This window comes from Psychrobacillus sp. Z3-81 (assembly GCF_056620325.1).
This window is the reverse complement of sequence record NZ_JBWQPU010000004.1, coordinates 39,246-57,537: the sequence shown is the minus strand read 5'-3', so window position 1 is coordinate 57,537 and position 18,292 is coordinate 39,246. Positions and strand designations below refer to the sequence as shown.

Genomic DNA, 18,292 nt, shown 5'->3' with positions numbered 1-18,292 from the left:
CCTGTGGGAGCAAGGTGGGAGGTAAGACAGCACAACCACGCGCGTTAGCGATGGGTGCTGGCTTACCGGGGGGAGGGAAACCTAAGTACGTCACATCCTGTGACAACGTTTTCCTGACCAACATCCTGTTGGCCTCCACTCCAAGCGTCCGACGATGCGGAGAACGAAAGGTTCAACACAATAAAAAACACTTATGATTCTATACGTGCAAAGAATCATAAGCATTTCTCATTCAATTTATCCCAGTCACTTGTATATTAGTGAGGTAAAAATACTAATTGGATTGCAAACAGGATAGCGAAGATATAAAGCATTGGATGAACTTTTTTCGCTTCCCCTTTTACTATTTTTAGAATTGGGTAGAGAATAAATCCAAATGCGATACCTGTTGAAATACTAGACGTAAGCGGCATAGTTAGGATAACTAAGAATGCTGGGAATGCTTCGTCAAACTTGCTCCAGTCAATCTCCTTCACAGATCCTATCATCAACGCACCTACAATTATTAATGTAGGTGATGTTATAGCTGCTACACCTGAGATGGAGCTCACTAATGGGCCGAAGAAGGAAGCGACGATAAATAGAATAGCTACCGTTAAGCTTGTTAAACCAGTACGTCCACCAGCTGCTACTCCTGAGGAGGATTCGATATATGCCGTTGTTGGACTTGTACCAAACATAGAACCTACTGTTGTAGCAACAGAATCTGCTAGTAAAGCATGGCGAGCACGTGGCAGCTTCTCATCTTTCATTAAGCCAGCTTGCTTTGCAACACCAACCATTGTACCTGTTGTATCGAATAATGTTACTAACACAAATGAAAATACAACACCATATAAACTATAAGAGATAACTTCTCCGATAGCTTCTATTGGATTCCAAACTAAAATACCCTCTGGAAGACTTGGAACAGCAACTACTTGTTCAATGTGTAATTGATTTGTCAGGATAGCTACAATTGCTGTAATAACCATACCGATAAATAACGCACCATGAACATTGCGGATCATCAAAATAACCGTAATTAGTAAACCGAATAAGGTTAACAGAACACCAGGAGAAGTTAAATCTCCTAGCCCAACAAGATTGCTTTCGTTTGCTACAATTACTTCCGCCATACGAAGTCCTAAAAAGGCGATAAATAAACCAATTCCAGCCGTAATCGCATGCTTTAAATTAGAAGGAATTACAGCTATTAGCTTTTCTCTTAGTGGTGTCAATGACAAGATAATAAAAATGATACCTGCCACGAAGACAGCGGAGAATGCAGTGATATAATCTATTTTTCCGTCTGAGGCTAAAACAACCGCATAAGTAAAGTATGCATTTAACCCCATTCCTGGAGCGATTGCAATTGGATAGTTGGCGAACAGTGCCATCCACAATGTACCGATTACTGCAGAGATAATTGTTGCCATAAATACTTGGTCAAGTGGCACACCTGCATCAGATAATATAATTGGGTTAACTACTACAATATATACCATGGTCAAGAATGTAGTCATCCCAGCTAAAAGCTCAGTCTTTACATTTGTACCATGTTCTTTCATACGAAACATATTCATTTCTTTCCATACCTTCTTTCTTAAACACGAACATTTTTTAGGACATTACAAATATTATTCGTTTTTGAGGTAAATTTCAATGCTTTTTACCAAAAAAAAATTATTTCTAATTTTATAAAGCCTTTATCTTATTTTTAGGATAATAGTAATGATTTATCCATAAAATGTTTTAATTATTGAGAGGAGGGTATCAGTGTTCTGAACACTAAAAAATGGAAAGGGATGATTCATTATCAGTACCGAAGGATTGCCTTATACACAGAGAATGGACAATGCGTTTAGAGGAGTACATGGCTTTGGGTATGACGATTTAAGGAACAGTCAAGAGTTGAGGACAAAGGTTGAGCAAAGAAGACAAGAGGACCATGAAAAAAGTATGCAAATTGCAGCTAAAATAGATGCACAAGCCTTCAGAGGCTTATAGAAGTAAAAAATCCGGAAATAGTATATTTCCGGATTTTTTTATTTAATGATCCGTTAGAACCGTTTTAGATTCTACGATATGAGCTTGGTATTCATTCAAGCTCATATGAAAACCACTTTTATATACTGTGATTGAATAGTAAGAAATCATTGGCGCTTTGCCTGACGGGTAAGACGTGGATGTGAACATTTTTATTGTTATACTGACATCTATTCTCAATTAGGTCCACCTTATTGAAAATGCTTTGTAATAGATGCTGTATAAAAAATCAAGGTTTTTTATGGGAAAAAGCAAGAAATCTATTTGCCTTACATTATATAAAAGAAACTAATCCAAAAGAATTGCAAGGCTCCTCTGTTTGCGTTAAGATTAGAATGATAATAATTTAGAATGGTTTACATTCAGAGTTAAAAAATGGAGGTTATTAAATGTCGACTTTAGTTATAAAAGATTTACACGTTGCTATCGACGGTAAAGAAATCTTAAAAGGTGTTAATTTAACTATTAATACAAACGAAATCCATGCTGTAATGGGTCCAAATGGTACTGGTAAATCTACTTTGGCTTCAGCAATCATGGGTCATCCGAAATATGAAGTAACTTCAGGTTCCGTTACTCTTGACGGAGAAGATGTATTAGAAATGGAAGTGGACGAGCGTGCAAAAGCTGGTCTATTCTTAGCAATGCAATATCCAAGTGAAATCACTGGGGTAACAAATGCAGACTTCTTACGTTCAGCAATCAATGCTCGTCGTGAAGAAGGCGATGAGATTTCTCTTATGAAATTTATCCGTGAGCTAGATAGCAAAATGGAATTCCTAGAAATGGATACTGACATGGCTCAGCGTTATTTAAACGAAGGATTCTCTGGTGGGGAAAAGAAACGTAACGAGATTCTTCAATTAATGATGCTTCAACCAAAATTTGCGATTCTTGATGAGATTGACTCCGGTCTAGACATCGATGCACTTAAAGTTGTTTCTAAAGGAATCAACGAAATGCGAGGAGAAGGCTTTGGTAGCTTGATTATCACTCACTACCAACGTCTACTTAACTACATCACGCCTGACCATGTACACGTAATGATGCAAGGTCGCGTAGTTAAATCTGGTGGTCCTGAGCTTGCTCATAAACTTGAAGCACAAGGATATGACTGGATTAAAGAAGAGTTAGGCATCGAAGACGAGACAGTTGGACAAGAAGCATAAGAAAGGGGACGCATACAAATGACGGTTGAAACAAAATTGGCATTAACCGAACAGGATATTCGCTCCTTTTCAGAAGGTCACCAAGAACCAAGCTGGATGACGGAGCTACGTCTACAAGCATTCGGTCAATTGGAAACACTTGCAATGCCAACTCCAGATAAAACGAAAATTGATAAATGGAACTTCTTAGAGTTCCCAACACATTCTGTAGAGAGCCAAGCTTATGCTTCCTTAGATGAACTTCCTGAAGAAGTGAAAGCTATTGTAAATACAGAAGAACAAAAAAATATTTACATCCAACGCAATAACACACCAGCATATGTAGCTCTTACAGAAGAGTTAAAAGCAAAAGGTGTTATTCTTACAGATATCCACACGGCTGCGCGTGAGCATGGAGAACTAGTACAACAATATTTCATGACTGATGGCGTAAAAGTAAACGAGCATAAGCTTACTGCTTTACATGCGGCGCTATTAAATGGTGGGGTGTTTGTTTACGTTCCTAAAAATGTCGTGATTGAAGAGCCAATTCAAGTTGTGTACCTACATGACAACGATACAGCTTCTTTATTCAACCATACATTATTGGTAGCAGATGAGAATAGCTCTGTTGTTTATGTAGAAAACTATCTTTCAACAGTAGAAAAGACAAATGGCTTAGCGAACATAATTTCTGAGGTTATCGTGAAGGATAACGCTAAAGTGACATTCGGTACTGTGGACGTTCTAGCAGAAGGCTTTACTACTTATGTGAACCGTCGTGGTGTAACGAGCCGTGACGCGATTATAGAGTGGGCACTTGGCATGATGAACGACAGCGACACGATTTCTGAAAATGTTACCCACTTAGTTGGAGACAATTCAGAAGGACATGTAAAGATGGTAGTGGTAGGTCGTGGAAAACAAAAACAAAACTTCACGACGAAAGTAATTCACTGGGGCAAACATACAGAAGGTCAAATTCTGAAACACGGTGTAATGAAAGATGAAGCATCTTCAATTTTCAATGGTATTGGGAAAATTGAATACGGTGCTACAAAATCAAATGCAGAGCAAGAGTCTCGTGTACTTATGTTAAGCGAAAAAGCCCGTGGAGATGCTAACCCAATCCTATTGATTGACGAGGACGATGTAACAGCAGGTCACGCAGCTTCTGTAGGACGCGTAGATCCACTTCAGTTGTATTATTTAATGAGCCGTGGTATTTCTAAACAAGAAGCTGAGCGCCTAGTAATTCACGGATTCCTAGCACCAGTAGTAAATGAACTACCAATCGAAGGCGTTAAGAAACAGCTGACGGAGGTAATTGAAAGGAAAGTTCGCTAATGATCGATATTAAAGAGATTCGAAGCTATTTTCCCATCCTTAATCAAGAAATCAATGGTCATCCATTGGTATATTTAGATAGTGCAGCAACCTCTCAAAAGCCAATTCAAGTAATTGACGCTTTGAGAAAGTACTATGAGTTTGATAACTCCAACGTGCACCGAGGTGTGCATACACTTGGAAATCGTGCTACGGAAAGCTATGAAGGGGCGCGTGAAAACGTTCGCCGCTTCATCAATGCAAAGAGCACGAAAGAAATTATTTTTACTCGCGGCACGACTACAGGTATCAACACTGTTGCTCGTAGCTACGGGCTAGCTAATCTTCAAGAGGGTGACGAAATTGTTATCACTTATATGGAACACCATTCAAATATTATTCCTTGGCAACAACTTGCTAAGGAAACTGGTGCGACATTAAAGTATATTGACCTTGAAGAGGATGGCACTTTATCACTTGAGAAGGTTCGTGCTACAATAACGGATAACACAAAAATTGTGTCTGTTGTTTATGTTTCCAATGTCCTTGGAACGATGAACCCTATTAAGGAAATTACACAAATTGCTCACCAGCATGGTGCTGTAATGGTAGTTGATGGGGCACAGGCCGCTCCGCATCTTAAACTGGATGTACAGGATCTCGATTGCGATTTTCTAGCTTTTTCAGGTCATAAAATGTGTGGACCTACCGGTATCGGTGTGCTCTATGGTAAACAAGCCTTGCTAGAAAAAATGGAACCAATTGAATTTGGTGGAGAGATGATTGACTTTGTTGGCTTGCAAGAGTCTACCTGGAAGGAGCTTCCTTGGAAATTTGAAGGTGGTACTCCAATCATCGCAGGAGCAATCGGATTATCTGCTGCAATCGACTTTTTGGAGGAAATTGGCCTAGAAGAGATTGAGAAGCATGAACATCGGTTAGCTGCTTATGCCATGGATAAGATGTCTACAATTGATGGCCTAACTATTTACGGTCCACAAGACCCGAAGGCAAGAGCTGGCATTGTAACATTCAATTTAGATGAAGTACACCCTCACGATGTTGCAACAGTCCTAGATATGAATGGTATTGCTATTCGTGCAGGACATCACTGTGCACAGCCATTGATGAAATGGCTGAAAGCTACTGCAACGGCTAGAGCAAGCTTCTATGTATATAACTCAGAGGAAGATGTTGACTTGCTAGTTGCTGGCTTACGTACTGCAAAGGAGTATTTTGGAGATGTCTTCTAATAACTTAGATCAACTTTATCGTCAGGTGATTATGGATCATTATAAAAATCCTCGAAACAAAGGAAGTATCGAGGATGGAGCACTGACAATAGATATGAATAACCCTACCTGTGGAGACCGCATTCACTTAACCCTTCAAATAGAAGACGGAAAAGTAAAAGATGCAAAGTACGACGGAGAGGGATGTTCTATCTCCATGTCTTCCGCTTCTATGATGACTCAAGCGATTAAAGGAAAGAGTGTGAATGAGGCGCTAAAGCTTTCAGAAATCTTTTCTGATATGATGCTTGGAAAAGACTATGATGACTCCATAGACTTGGGTGATATTGAAGCCCTAGCTGGAGTTTCTAAGTTCCCAGCTCGTATCAAGTGTGCAACACTTGCATGGAAGGCTATGGAAAAAGGCGTTTCAGAAGAAAAATAATAGCAAGAACGGAGGAAATACGATGGCAAAAAAAATGCCTGAAATTGGTGATTATAAATATGGCTTCCACGATAAAGACGTATCCATTTTCCGTTCAAAACGTGGTTTAACGAAAGAAATCGTTGAAGAAATTTCCCGTATGAAGAATGAACCACAATGGATGTTAGACTATCGCTTAAAAGCATTAGAAATTTTCTACTCTAAGCCTATGCCACAATGGGGTGGAGAATTAGAGCCATTAAATTTTGATGAAATCACATATTATGTAAAACCATCTGAACAAACAGAAAAATCTTGGGATGAAGTACCAGAAGAAATCAAAGCTACTTTTGATAAATTAGGTATTCCTGAGGCAGAACAAAAATACCTTGCGGGTGTTTCTGCACAGTATGAATCAGAGGTTGTTTACCATAACATGAAACAAGAGCTTGAAGATATGGGAATCGTATTTAAAGATACTGACTCTGCCCTTCGTGAAAACGAAGATCTTTTCAGAAAACACTTTGGTACAGTAATCCCTTCCTCTGACAACAAATTTTCTGCACTTAACTCAGCAGTTTGGTCAGGCGGATCATTTATCTATGTGCCACCAGGTATAAAAGTGGATACTCCACTTCAAGCATACTTCCGTATTAACTCAGAAAACATGGGTCAATTCGAACGTACACTTATCATTGTGGATGAAGGTGCTTCCGTACATTACGTTGAAGGATGTACAGCTCCTGTTTACACAACTAACTCACTTCATAGTGCGGTAGTTGAAATTATTATTAAAAAGGATGCTTATTGCCGTTATACGACAATCCAAAACTGGGCAAACAACGTGTATAACTTAGTTACAAAACGTGCTGTTTGTGATGCTAACGCAACGATGGAATGGATTGACGGTAACATCGGATCTAAATTAACAATGAAATACCCTGCTGTTATCCTGAAGGGTGAAGGCGCTCGTGGTATGACATTATCTATCGCAATCGCTGGTAAAGGGCAACACCAAGATGCTGGTGCGAAAATGATGCACTTGGCTCCTAATACGTCTTCTACTATTGTTTCGAAGTCTATTTCGAAACAAGGTGGTAAAGTAACATACCGTGGTATCGTTCACTTTGGACGTAAAGCAACTGGTGCTCGTGCAAATATCGAGTGTGATACATTGATCATGGATAATCAGTCTACTTCTGACACAATTCCATACAACGAAATCTTGAACGATAATATTTCTTTAGAGCATGAAGCAAAAGTTTCGAAAGTATCTGAAGAACAATTATTCTACTTGATGAGCCGTGGATTAAGTGAAGAAGAAGCAACAGAAATGATCGTAATGGGCTTCATCGAGCCATTCACAAAAGAACTTCCAATGGAATATGCAGTAGAAATGAACCGCTTGATTAAGTTCGAGATGGAAGGTTCTATTGGTTAAGACATTGATAGAGGAGACGAACTTTACTAGTTCGTCTCTTTTTTAATGTTAGACTGAAATTTGCTGAGGTAATTGAACAATTTGGTCAATAAAAAGGAGATGGACGACATCCATCTCCTCTTCCTCTTATTTATTTGGTGTGAATTTCTACATCCTGTAGCTTTACATATTGTCCGTCAGAAAGAGTTAAATACGTATCTGCTTGAACATTTTCATTTGTAATGATGGAATCTAGCTGGTGTGTACTATCTTTTGAAACCTCATAATAGCCCATGTCGGTATCACTATCTAAAATCATCTTGTATTCACCTGCTGGAATATCCACCCCAACGCGATACATCCCATCATCATACTCTCCATCTTTCGGGATAACGGATGGTGCTTTATCTACCGGATACATATAAGCTCCTTGAAGCTTAAAGTATTCTCCGTCACGAAGTGTTACAAAGGAATGGGAGTCATCAAGATTATCGTTAAATATGATGCTTTCCAGATTCCCTGTACTATCTTTAGCGCTTTCGATATATCCCGTCTCATCAGCAAACACCAGATATTCACCAGCTGGGATATCTGTTCCAACCTTATAGGTACCTGATTTAATGCGGTTATCTGAGGTCGCATTCTGATTATTATTGTTGTTGTTGTTCGTGGTATCTGTTTGGTTCTCCTCATTTGTTGAGTTCGTATTATTAGTGTTATCTGTATCATCGCTTCCACTTGTAGCAAAGATGATAATAATGATTACGACTATTAACCAGAACCACCATCTTGTATAGAATGGCTTGTTATTTTCCTCCAAAGGAAATTCCTCCTTTATGTTATAGAGACTCTCTAGGGAGCTCTTTGTTAAAAGGATTGGACATTTCCTGTTTTTTTATTCAGCTAGTTTTGGTTTGAGTTCTTTAACCAATTCCTGGGTAGGATTACAACATTACCGGCCATTTTTACAACATAGTGCCTGGTTTTTACAACATAAGTCCTCATTTTTACAACATTATTTCTCGGCCTGTGAAGAATTACAACATTACTGGCCATTTTTACAACATAGTCATTAACTTTTACAACATAAGCCCTAAGTTTTACAACATTACTCCCAAAAGCCTAAGGATTCCCGTATGTTGAATCATTTTCAGACCATAACCCTTCATTTACACACCAACCAATCAATTCTACTCACAAGCTCCAAATACGCTCGCTTTTTTTGTCGTAATGTCTAGCTGGTGGTATCATATGGGTATACATAGAAGAGGTGGTCAAATGATTAAGATTGGTTTGACAGGGTGGGGGGATCATCCTGACTTGTATGTGTCCTCGGCCAAAGAGAAATTAAAAGATTATAGCGCTAACTTTCCAGTTGTAGAATTGGACGCAGCTTTTTATGCCATACAGCCTGAAAAGAACATTCAAAAATGGATTCGAGAGACACCAGATAATTTTCAATTTGTCGTAAAGGCATATCAAGGGATGACAGGTCATCAGCGTGGGGAAATTCCTTTCAAAACGACTGAAGAGATGTTTGAAGCTTACCGGAAATCAATTCTCCCTTTTCAAGAGGCAGGAAAGCTATCAATGGTGCTTGCGCAATTCCCGCCTTGGTTCAAATGTGAGAAAGAAAATGTGCAATACCTTCGTACGATTAGAGAAGAGTTAAAGGATTTTGAGGTGGCGGTTGAGTTCCGACATCAGTCCTGGTATTCTCCTGAATATGAAAGGGGCACGCTGGAGTTTCTAAGGGACAATGAGTTTCACCATAGTGTGTGTGATGAGCCACAGATAGGGGAGGGGAGTATTCCTCTTGTGCCAGTGGCTACCTCTAAGAAGGTGTTGGTACGCTTGCATGGACGTAATGCAGCTGGCTGGCTAAACCCTGGAAACAGGGAAAAGTGGAGAGAGGTAAGGTATCTCTATGACTATAATAAAGAAGAACTGACCTACATAAAAAAAGTATGTGAGCAGCTGGATAAACAGGCATCTGAAGTAATAGTATTATTTAATAACAACTCTGGTGGGCATGCAGCTAAAAATGCTAAAGCCTTTCAGCACATGCTGGATATAGAGTTTAAAGGGCTTGCTCCCAAACAACTAGACCTATTTGAAGGGGAATTTTAACAAATGGAATGGATTATATTAGCATTATGCGGTTTATTTTCAGGAATTATAGGAGCGCTTGTAGGTCTTGGTGGGGGTGTCATTTTAGTACCGGCTCTGCTTTTGTTTGGTACCACCCTTGGTTGGGTACCGGACATCACGCCACAAAGTGTTGTGGGTCTATCCGTTATTATGATGATTTTTATAGGGCTATCTTCTACCCTTTCTTACATGAAGACCAAAACAGTTGATTTTAAAAGCTCCATTATTTTCTTTATCGGAAGCATCCCTGGAACTATATTGGGAGCATGGGTAAACAAAGGCTTGGATTTACCGTCCTTTAATCTCTATTTTGGTATATTATTAGTAGTCCTTTCCATGCTTCTTCTAGTGAGGAAATATCTAAAGCCGGTACAATGGTTTGTAAAGAATGGAACGAAGCGCACCTTTACAGATGGAGATAAAACATTTGTATATGGATATCCAATCTGGTTTGCTTTAATATTCACCTTCGCAGTGGGCTTTGCTTCAGGGTTGTTCGGAATAGGTGGCGGTTCTATGATCGTTCCTGCCATGATCTTGTTGTTTTTGTTTCCACCTCATGTGGCGGTTGGTACCTCCATGTTTATGGTGTTCTTGTCGGCTATCGTAAACTCTGCCACACATATATCTTTAGGAAACGTTCCATGGCTGTATACAATACCTGTCGTACCTGCAGCATATATTGGAGCAAAGCTTGGTGCAAGGTTGAATAAAAAGCTGAATTCAGAAGCGCTAGTAACGGCTCTCCGTATCGTATTGCTGATTTTAGGGATTCGATCTATAATTGATGGATTATTCTAGCTAAGGAGGGGAGATAGGATGATGGAAAGAATCCATATTTATCATACGAATGATTTACATAGTCATTTAGAAAATTGGCCAACCATTCATCAATTTCTCTCTGATAGACAAAAGGCTCATTCCACTAAAGAGACAGTGTTGACTTTAGACATTGGAGATCATCTCGATCGCTCCAATGTATTTACAGAAGGCTTCCTTGGAAAAGGGAACGTTCAGCTTCTAAATAAGGCAAACTATGATTATGTAACGATTGGGAATAATGAAGGAATTACTCTAGGACATGAAGAATTGGATACTTTATATGAGGATGCTAATTTTGAAGTGATTGTATCTAATTTCGTTTACCCAAATGGGGAGATACCATCATGGATTCGTCCTTATAAAATCCATGTTACTCCGACAGGGTTAAAAATTGGAATTGTAGCTGCAACCGCAGACTATGGTATCTACTATGAGCAGCTTGGCTGGCATGTACAAGATCCGATTAATAGGCTTAGCCAGCTTAGTCGAGAATTAAGACCAGAGGTTGATGTGTTAATTTGCATGTCTCATTTGGGGAAATTTCAGGATGAAATCCTATCGCAAGAAATACCAGAAATCGATTTAATATTAGGGTCTCATACGCATCATTTCTTTGAGGAAGGGAAATGGATAGGAAATACGCTGCAAGCAGCCGCAGGGAAGTTTGGGAACTATATCGGCTATGTAACGATTGATTTCGAGCACGAGACGAAAACAATCGTGGAAAAACGTGCTGTTCTATATCCAGTTGAGAATTTGCCTAAACCAGTGGATGACATAGACCTACAACAGTCCTGGCAGGATAAAGGCTATGCGGAGCTTGCCACACCCGTATTTTTTAACCAAAAGAAACTTCAAAAGGATTGGTTTAAACCGTCCTCGCTCTCGAAATTTTTTGGTGAGGCTTTGTTAGCTTATACAAAAGCGGATTGTGCAATGTTTCCAGCAGGGATTTTCCTGTCCGATCTTCCTAGTGGGATGATAAAGGAAAGTGACTTGCATCGCTGTCTACCACACCCGATTAATCCGTGTGTGGTTACTTTAACCGGCGCCGCTCTTTTAGAAGTGTTGACGTTATCCAAAAATGAAAAATGGCCACGCTTAGAAGTGAAAGGGCTGGGATTTAGGGGGAAATACCTTGGGACTATTTTGTTTGATCAATTAGAGGATGTACAGGGTACTGTCTTTATTAATGGAAAACCGTTACAAATTGAGAAGACCTATACTTTAGCTACTCTAGATATGTTCACCTTTGGTTACTTCTTTCCTTCCTTGAAAAATTCGGATAAACGATACATTATGCCGGAAGTTATTCGAGATATCGTGAAATGGTATGGTACCCATTACAATTATGAATATCGCTCATACTGATTCCCCTTGTTACATATAAGTAACAAGGGGGATTTTTTACTTGTTTTATCACAAAAGAAGACAGCGACGTACATTTCATATTAGAACTCAGACAAAGCTAGCTATCTTTTTAGCAAGTTTTCTCCTATCGGTTGCTGGGGTATTCTATTATGTAAATGCCCAGCTGACACCAACCTATCTCGATTATGCAGAGGTTCAAACAAACAAGATAGCATCCATGGTTATTAGTAAGGCAATAAATTCAAGAACATCAAACGTGCTTGATGTGAATGATATCATTGAGCAAGTACCTACAGAAAGTAAGACAATGGTAACGACAAAGTTTAATACAGAAATAATTAATAGGGTGTTGGCGGATACGAACAGCTTAGTCCAAGCACATTTGGAGCAGGCAGAGCGTGGAAATCTATCCAGTCTCCCTTATTTAGATGATATTGAGTATGACAAGCAAACGATGGAGGATCAAGGAGGGGTTGTGTTTTTTGTTCCAATGGGGCAGGCAACCAACATACCTCTAATTGGAAATCTAGGTCCAAAGATTCCTATACGCTTTCATGTGATCGGGAACGTCCAGTCAAATGTAGAAACGAAGATTACGGAGTTTGGAATCAATAATGCCTATGTAGAAGTTACCATCCACATAAAAGTAAGCGTACAGATAATAGTTCCACTGGCAAGTAAAATAAGTGTAGTGGAACAAAATATTCCGGTAGCGATGGGATTGGTTCAAGGTCAGGTTCCATATATTTACACAGGGGGTGATGGTGAGGCAGCTCCTTCGGTTGAAGTGCCAATACCGTTACCTGAAGATTAAAAAACCTTCACTTTTTAAAATTTCCTGTTATGATAGAATAAAATAAATACACATTAGGTAGAGGCTGCATTGCTTAATAGTATTGTACAGAAGGGTGACACCGTTGATCGTACAAGAAAGGAAGCATTGCCGAAATTAGATTTGTCGTCAAGCAATCTAGTTGGGGTTATTTTGAATAAAAATAACACTGTCATCTGTTGGAAAACAGATGGGGAGCTACACGTAGATGAACATATTACTATTCAACGTAGAGGCTAACCTAAATTTACTTAGGTTAGTCTTTTTAGTTTTTGAATCGCCCGCTTGGAGGAGCGTTTCTCACTCCATTAATTGGGGCAGACAGTAGTATACATGTTTAAAAGGAGGAGCAATAATGGAAGGCACTATTTATTCATTGATACCACCACTACTTGCGATTGTGATGGTTTTATTAACAAAAAGAGTATTATTATCACTTGGGCTTGGAATCGTTTCTGCAGCATTCCTGAGCGAAGAATTTTCATTGATAGGTTCTCTTCGTCTTTTGTGGGAATCTTTTAGCGTTTCTTTCTGGGATGATGGTTTCAACATGTACAATATTTATATTCTATTATTTATTTTATTTCTTGGAATTATCACCGCCTTTGTCAGTCTTTCAGGTGGTAGTAAAGCCTTTGCAAATTGGGCAGTAAAGAGAATCACCACAAGAAGAGGGTCTAAGCTATTAACTGCATGCCTCGGTGTCATCATTTTTATTGATGATTATTTTAATGCTTTAGCAGTAGGGCAGATTGCAAGACCAATTACTGATACATACAGAGTATCTCGAGCAAAGCTTGCATATATTATCGATTCGACTTCTGCACCTATTTGTGTTATTTCGCCAGTGTCTAGCTGGGGGGCATTCTTAATAGCTCAATTAGGTCTCATATTTTCTACTCATGCTATTACGGAGTATACTCCCTTACAGGCTTTTGTTTATATGGCTCCTATGAATTTCTATGTTATAGGCGCATTAGCTGTTGTTTTCTTCGTAGCTTGGACGGATATTGATATTATGGGAATGAAAAAGCATGAAACTCGTGCTCTTGTAGAAGGAGAGCTTTATGATAAGGGAAAAGTGAACCCAGGTGATCTTGCTGGTCATTTCCCGGAAAATAATTACGGAAAAGTAATAGATTTAATCTTGCCTATTGCTTCTCTACTCGTTGTAACTATTATAAGTATGGTTTGGACTGGCTATAGAGCTGCAGGATCCACAAATCTTTTGACTATTTTTGAAAACACAAATGTACCTTTATCTTTATTTATAGGCGGTCTTGTCGCTTCTATTTTGGCTATATTACTCTATGCAAGACAATTTAAAGTAAACCCAGATGCTAATGTTAAATACATTACAAAAGGATTATCAAAGGGAATCCAATCGATGATGGTAGCAGTTTTTATTTTAATCTTTGCATGGTCATTAGGATTTTTGATTACCGAATTAGGAACTGGTGACTACCTAGCATCATTGGTTACAGACTATAATGTACCAACTGGTATACTTCCTCTCATTTTATTTGTTGTAACTGCTTTTATGGCATTTGCCACTGGTTCATCATGGGGATCATTTGGTATTCTTCTTCCTATTGGGGCAAGTATCATTATGGCGGTAGAGCCAGATTTGATTTTACCAGTGCTTGCATCTGTTCTTGCAGGAGCTGTATTTGGTGATCATTGCTCTCCAATTTCAGATACTACTATCATGTCTGCGACAGGTGCAGGCGTGAATGTATTAGACCATGTTACGACCCAGCTCCCATATGCAATTATTTGCGCTATCATCGCAGGAATAGGGTATTTGGTCCTTGGTTTAACAGGCTCTGTATTATCAGGCTTTGTTACTGTGATCATCCTCATAATCGTTCTGTTTCTGTATTGGAGCATCAAAGGCAAGAGGAGTCAACAGCTAGTTTAAACGTTTCTCTATGGCTTTTCTGAAGGTTGTTTGAATTCAAATAATATGGTACATTGACAAAAGTAATAGTATGTTATTTGGGGAATGGGGTAAAGAAATGACATCATGTAAGCCGCCAAAGAAGGAGCATGAGCGGAAGCCTGACTGGCTGAAGATTAAGCTAAACACGAATGACGAGTATAAAGGCTTAAAGAAATTAATGAGAGAAAATAATCTCCATACGGTGTGTGAAGAAGCAAAGTGTCCGAATATACATGAATGCTGGGGTTCTAGACGTACAGCAACCTTCATGATTCTGGGAGCAGTTTGCACGCGAGCTTGTAGATTCTGTGCAGTAAAAACAGGCCTTCCAACCGAGCTAGACTTAGCAGAGCCAGAGCGTGTAGCAGATTCTGTTGTCATCATGAATCTGAAGCATGTAGTAGTTACCGCAGTAGCTCGTGACGACCTAAAGGATGGAGGCTCAGAGGTGTTTGCGGAAACAATTCGAGCCATCCGAAGAAAAAATCCATTTACCACTATTGAGGTCCTACCTTCTGATATGGGAGGGATTGAACAAAATCTTCGGAACATCATGGATGCAAAGCCGGACATACTCAATCATAATATCGAAACTGTACGTAGACTAACACCAAGGGTCCGCGCTCGCGCAACGTATGATCGATCGCTCGAACTGCTAAGAAGGGCAAAAGAGATGCAGCCGACTATTCCAACTAAATCTTCTATCATGCTGGGACTAGGGGAAACACATGAGGAGATAGTAGAAGCGATGGAGGATCTACGAGCAAACAATGTGGATATTCTAACGCTGGGGCAGTATCTTCAGCCAACGAAAAAGCATATAAAGGTTCAAAAATATTATTCACCAAACGAGTTTGGGGAATTAAGAAAAATTGCTATGAGTAAGGGTTTCTCCCACTGTGAGGCTGGGCCACTGGTTAGAAGCAGCTATCACGCTGACGAACAGGTGAACGCGGCAGCTAAGCAAAGGCAGCTCCAAGGGGAAGATTTGCTTGCACAAAATAGCTGATGGATGGTGAGCTATGATAATCGCAGAAGGCTATACGTATGAGATAATAGAAAACTATCGCGACGCATTTAAGGAAGAAGTTTTTTTAGAGCGCTATAGTGAAATACTTACGAAGTATGATTATATCGTGGGAGACTGGGGATATGGTCAATTAAGGCTGAAAGGCTTCTTTGATGATCGTAACAACAAGGCTACCTTTGACACGAAGATAAGTACACTCAAGGACTATATATATGAATACTGCAATTTTGGTTGTGCTTATTTCGTCGTGAAAAAGACAGGCGTAGCTCCAAAAGCGCTTCCACCTATATTGGAGAAAAAAGAAAACCTTGAACAAGATCAGCTATGATCGAGTTCAAGGTTTTTTGCTTGGTAAAAAGTATCTGATAAATTGCTGTTGAGCGAGAATAAAGTTGCTCTATCCGAGAGTAAATCGTCACCGAACGAGAGTAAATCGTCACCGAACGAGAGTAAATTGGTTGAACGAGAATAAATTCCCCTTATCCGAGAATAAAACATCACCGAACGAGAGTAACCACCACGTAACCGAGAATAAAGTGCCGTTATCTGAGAGTAACGCTCAACCGGTTTAAAGCCGACACAGGCCATGTTCTTCCACCATTTTAACTGAGAGTAAATGCCCGATGAACGAGAGTAACAGCAGCCTAACCGAGAGTAACTAAGCTGAACGAGAGTAAATTACTTCTATCCGAGAGTAATCCAAGGTTGAACGAGAGTAACCACCACGTAACCGAGAATAAAGTGCCGTTATCTGAGAGTAACGCTCACCCCAGTAAAAGCCACCTGTCTAACTAAGAAGCTCTCTTAAGTAATCTCTTAATTCCTTTGCTTCTTCAGAAGTTCGATTAAAAACTTCTTCTAAATAACCTGGCTCCTCCACGTCATCCGAGCCAATAATTGCGGATCTTCCATATTGTATATCCATCACAAGTACTTTTCCGAAAAATCTAGTGCTTTGAAGGATTGCTAAGTCATATCGTTGAGATTCCCCTGTAAAACCTACGAATCTCGTTTTTGTATCCTCTACATCGTCATAAAGAAAAAATCGTTCCATATTAACTACACTCCTTCCCACTATGAATTATGGTACTATAGAACAGAGGTATTAATCAATGAATATAAAGGTCTCTAGCCCGAGATGAAGGATATCTCATCAACTAGAGGCATACTGCTTTAGGAGGTAACAAGATGTATTTTGTAGATCGAAAAAAAATTGGGCTTTCCTTGCAGCATATGAAGGAATTACTGGCATTACTAGAAGGAAATACAGACTGGCATAAGGATCAGCTTTCAAAGCTTGCATTAGAGAGAGTTGGCCATAACATGATAGAGGCTGTTATAGATGTAGGAAATTCAATGATTGATGGTTTTATTATGCGTGATCCAGGTGGTTACGATGATATTATCGATATCTTAACAGATGAAAAAGTTATCACCTCAGAGATGGACGGTCCTTTGAAAGAGGTTATCGAACTGAGAAAAGAGCTGGTTCGAAATTTCTATGCAGTAAATCATACAAAGCTAGAAGAAGTCTTAAAATCAAACCTTGTTTATTTAGGTCAGTTCCCTGGAAGAGTAGAAGATTATTTGGAAAATGAGCTTGGTCCTGTATCTGCATTTTTACCGGAGGATAGCGATGTCCAATTATAGGGCGTATTTCTTGGATCTAGATGGAACTGTCTATAGAGGAAATACTGCTATTAAGGAAGCAGTAGAGTTTATCCATCATTTGCAGAATAAAGGGATTGAGCCGTTCTTTGTTACAAATAATGCTTCCATGACACTTGAGCAGATTCGTTCGAAGCTTGCACAAATGGACGTGCATACAACGGAGGAGCATATTATTACTTCTGCCATTGTTGCTGCGCATTATATTGCAGAGCATTTTCCAGCCAAAGAGGTTTTTATGATTGGGGAAACTGGTTTAAGGGAAGCGTTACTGGATAAACAGATTACGATTACCGAAAATCTAGGAGAGGTAGTAGTAATGGGTATCGATCGTTCCATCAATTACGAGAAGCTGTCAACTGCTTGTCTATCTATTAGAAATGGAGCAGCTTTTATTTCTACGAATAGTGATCATGCATTCCCTACGGAACGTGGCTATGTACCTGGTAATGGCGCTTTTACTAAGCTAGTAGAGCATTCTACCGAGAAAGAAGCTCTATTTATGGGGAAACCACAGCCATTTATATTGGAAATGATGCAGCAGCGATATGGATTTGCTAAAGAGGAAATGGTGATGATTGGAGACAACTATCATACAGACATTTTAACTGGCATTCATTTCGGTATCGATACAGCACATGTTAACTCTGGGGTTCATCGAACAGAAGAGGTCCGCATGATGGAAAAACAGCCGACCTATTTTTTAGAGTCTTTAAGTGATTGGATTAAATAGAAAGATAAATGAAAAAGCCCTGATGATTCTAATCATATAAAAGAATCATCAGGGCTTCTATTTGATTTAGCTTCCTTTGCCTTTGTTTTCCCTTCATCTATTTAACTAGTACATTCGATAAGTAAAATAGGCACGCTAGTTGGACAAGCATTTATTTTATTCGTG

The 18,292-nt window shown here is 39.3% G+C and carries 18 protein-coding genes and 1 riboswitch; of the genes, 15 read left to right on the top strand and 3 right to left on the bottom strand.

All coding sequences use genetic code 11. The features are described from left to right. Window positions 1-257 precede the first annotated feature (257 nt). Window positions 258-1,559, bottom strand: a complete 1,302-nt coding sequence (locus tag AC1ECF_RS05875) for an NCS2 family permease (RefSeq protein ID WP_480388690.1) — start codon at window positions 1,557-1,559, stop codon at window positions 258-260. Between the two features lie 253 nt (window positions 1,560-1,812). Here AC1ECF_RS05875 and AC1ECF_RS05870 point away from each other — a divergent pair, with 253 nt between their 5' ends. The 6 genes from AC1ECF_RS05870 (at window position 1,813) to sufB (ending at window position 7,599) form a co-directional block, all read left to right on the top strand. Next, window positions 1,813-1,989: a YuzK family famiily protein gene (locus AC1ECF_RS05870; protein WP_480388479.1), complete on the top strand. Its 177-nt coding sequence runs from the start codon at window positions 1,813-1,815 to the stop codon at window positions 1,987-1,989. Between the two features lie 428 nt (window positions 1,990-2,417). Further along, on the top strand, window positions 2,418-3,197 hold the full coding sequence (gene sufC, locus AC1ECF_RS05865) for a Fe-S cluster assembly ATPase SufC (protein ID WP_480388478.1): 780 nt from the start codon (window positions 2,418-2,420) through the stop codon (window positions 3,195-3,197). Between the two features lie 18 nt (window positions 3,198-3,215). Beyond that, entirely contained in the window at window positions 3,216-4,523 is a 1,308-nt protein-coding gene (sufD, locus tag AC1ECF_RS05860; protein ID WP_480388477.1) for a Fe-S cluster assembly protein SufD, read from the top strand. Then, on the top strand, window positions 4,523-5,755 hold the full coding sequence (locus AC1ECF_RS05855; RefSeq protein ID WP_480388476.1) for a cysteine desulfurase: 1,233 nt from the start codon (window positions 4,523-4,525) through the stop codon (window positions 5,753-5,755). Before sufD ends, AC1ECF_RS05855 begins: the two co-directional genes overlap by 1 nt. Beyond that, on the top strand, window positions 5,745-6,179 hold the full coding sequence (sufU, locus tag AC1ECF_RS05850) for a Fe-S cluster assembly sulfur transfer protein SufU (protein ID WP_480388475.1): 435 nt from the start codon (window positions 5,745-5,747) through the stop codon (window positions 6,177-6,179). Before AC1ECF_RS05855 ends, sufU begins: the two co-directional genes overlap by 11 nt. A gap of 22 nt (window positions 6,180-6,201) precedes the next feature. Further along, complete coding sequence (gene sufB / locus AC1ECF_RS05845) at window positions 6,202-7,599, top strand: Fe-S cluster assembly protein SufB (RefSeq protein ID WP_480388474.1); 1,398 nt, start codon at window positions 6,202-6,204, stop codon at window positions 7,597-7,599. Between the two features lie 130 nt (window positions 7,600-7,729). Here sufB and AC1ECF_RS05840 read toward each other — a convergent pair whose 3' ends face one another. Continuing rightward, entirely contained in the window at window positions 7,730-8,398 is a 669-nt protein-coding gene (locus AC1ECF_RS05840) for a hypothetical protein (RefSeq protein WP_480388473.1), read from the bottom strand. Between the two features lie 458 nt (window positions 8,399-8,856). On the opposite strand from AC1ECF_RS05840, the gene AC1ECF_RS05835 reads away from it, so the two are divergent. The 7 genes from AC1ECF_RS05835 to AC1ECF_RS05805 all read left to right on the top strand — a co-directional run bounded on the left by AC1ECF_RS05835 (window position 8,857) and on the right by AC1ECF_RS05805 (window position 16,054). Then, entirely contained in the window at window positions 8,857-9,708 is an 852-nt protein-coding gene (locus tag AC1ECF_RS05835; RefSeq protein ID WP_480388472.1) for a DUF72 domain-containing protein, read from the top strand. Window positions 9,709-9,711: 3 nt separating this feature from the next. After that, entirely contained in the window at window positions 9,712-10,530 is an 819-nt protein-coding gene (locus AC1ECF_RS05830; RefSeq protein ID WP_480388471.1) for a sulfite exporter TauE/SafE family protein, read from the top strand. Window positions 10,531-10,548: 18 nt separating this feature from the next. Beyond that, a complete protein-coding gene (locus AC1ECF_RS05825; protein WP_480388470.1) occupies window positions 10,549-11,922 on the top strand; it encodes a bifunctional metallophosphatase/5'-nucleotidase in 1,374 nt (457 codons plus the stop codon). A gap of 40 nt (window positions 11,923-11,962) precedes the next feature. Next, window positions 11,963-12,736, top strand: coding sequence for a sporulation protein YunB (gene yunB / locus AC1ECF_RS05820; RefSeq protein ID WP_480388469.1), 774 nt, complete (start codon window positions 11,963-11,965; stop codon window positions 12,734-12,736). A gap of 50 nt (window positions 12,737-12,786) precedes the next feature. Next, window positions 12,787-12,963, top strand: a riboswitch (Lysine riboswitch). A 146-nt stretch (window positions 12,964-13,109) separates the two neighbouring features. Next, the gene (locus AC1ECF_RS05815; protein ID WP_480388468.1) at window positions 13,110-14,675 is read left to right on the top strand and encodes a Na+/H+ antiporter NhaC family protein; all 1,566 of its coding nucleotides are present in this window, start codon (window positions 13,110-13,112) and stop codon (window positions 14,673-14,675) included. 97 nt (window positions 14,676-14,772) lie between these two features. Continuing rightward, the gene (gene lipA / locus AC1ECF_RS05810; RefSeq protein WP_480388467.1) at window positions 14,773-15,705 is read left to right on the top strand and encodes a lipoyl synthase; all 933 of its coding nucleotides are present in this window, start codon (window positions 14,773-14,775) and stop codon (window positions 15,703-15,705) included. 13 nt (window positions 15,706-15,718) lie between these two features. Then, window positions 15,719-16,054, top strand: coding sequence for a YutD family protein (locus AC1ECF_RS05805; RefSeq protein WP_480388466.1), 336 nt, complete (start codon window positions 15,719-15,721; stop codon window positions 16,052-16,054). A 459-nt stretch (window positions 16,055-16,513) separates the two neighbouring features. Here AC1ECF_RS05805 and AC1ECF_RS05800 read toward each other — a convergent pair whose 3' ends face one another. Further along, window positions 16,514-16,780, bottom strand: coding sequence for a DUF3055 domain-containing protein (locus AC1ECF_RS05800; protein ID WP_480388465.1), 267 nt, complete (start codon window positions 16,778-16,780; stop codon window positions 16,514-16,516). Between the two features lie 134 nt (window positions 16,781-16,914). Here AC1ECF_RS05800 and AC1ECF_RS05795 point away from each other — a divergent pair, with 134 nt between their 5' ends. Both AC1ECF_RS05795 and AC1ECF_RS05790 read left to right on the top strand, forming a co-directional pair. Next, complete coding sequence (locus tag AC1ECF_RS05795) at window positions 16,915-17,376, top strand: DUF86 domain-containing protein (protein WP_480388464.1); 462 nt, start codon at window positions 16,915-16,917, stop codon at window positions 17,374-17,376. Next, window positions 17,363-18,127, top strand: coding sequence for a TIGR01457 family HAD-type hydrolase (locus AC1ECF_RS05790; protein ID WP_480388463.1), 765 nt, complete (start codon window positions 17,363-17,365; stop codon window positions 18,125-18,127). Before AC1ECF_RS05795 ends, AC1ECF_RS05790 begins: the two co-directional genes overlap by 14 nt. The last annotated feature ends 165 nt before the right edge of the window (window positions 18,128-18,292 follow it).

Excerpts from the sequence above, each read along its gene's own strand:
- AC1ECF_RS05875 (WP_480388690.1), bottom strand. The coding sequence starts at position 1,559 with ATGTTTCGTATGAAAGAACATGGTACAAATGTAAAGACTGAGCTTTTA.
- sufC (WP_480388478.1), top strand. The coding sequence starts at position 2,418 with ATGTCGACTTTAGTTATAAAAGATTTACACGTTGCTATCGACGGTAAA.
- sufD (WP_480388477.1), top strand. The coding sequence starts at position 3,216 with ATGACGGTTGAAACAAAATTGGCATTAACCGAACAGGATATTCGCTCC.
- AC1ECF_RS05855 (WP_480388476.1), top strand. The coding sequence starts at position 4,523 with ATGATCGATATTAAAGAGATTCGAAGCTATTTTCCCATCCTTAATCAA.
- sufU (WP_480388475.1), top strand. The coding sequence starts at position 5,745 with ATGTCTTCTAATAACTTAGATCAACTTTATCGTCAGGTGATTATGGAT.
- sufB (WP_480388474.1), top strand. The coding sequence starts at position 6,202 with ATGGCAAAAAAAATGCCTGAAATTGGTGATTATAAATATGGCTTCCAC.
- AC1ECF_RS05835 (WP_480388472.1), top strand. The coding sequence starts at position 8,857 with ATGATTAAGATTGGTTTGACAGGGTGGGGGGATCATCCTGACTTGTAT.
- AC1ECF_RS05830 (WP_480388471.1), top strand. The coding sequence starts at position 9,712 with ATGGAATGGATTATATTAGCATTATGCGGTTTATTTTCAGGAATTATA.
- AC1ECF_RS05825 (WP_480388470.1), top strand. The coding sequence starts at position 10,549 with ATGATGGAAAGAATCCATATTTATCATACGAATGATTTACATAGTCAT.
- AC1ECF_RS05815 (WP_480388468.1), top strand. The coding sequence starts at position 13,110 with ATGGAAGGCACTATTTATTCATTGATACCACCACTACTTGCGATTGTG.
- lipA (WP_480388467.1), top strand. The coding sequence starts at position 14,773 with ATGACATCATGTAAGCCGCCAAAGAAGGAGCATGAGCGGAAGCCTGAC.
- AC1ECF_RS05805 (WP_480388466.1), top strand. The coding sequence starts at position 15,719 with ATGATAATCGCAGAAGGCTATACGTATGAGATAATAGAAAACTATCGC.
- AC1ECF_RS05800 (WP_480388465.1), bottom strand. The coding sequence starts at position 16,780 with ATGGAACGATTTTTTCTTTATGACGATGTAGAGGATACAAAAACGAGA.
- AC1ECF_RS05795 (WP_480388464.1), top strand. The coding sequence starts at position 16,915 with ATGTATTTTGTAGATCGAAAAAAAATTGGGCTTTCCTTGCAGCATATG.
- AC1ECF_RS05790 (WP_480388463.1), top strand. The coding sequence starts at position 17,363 with ATGTCCAATTATAGGGCGTATTTCTTGGATCTAGATGGAACTGTCTAT.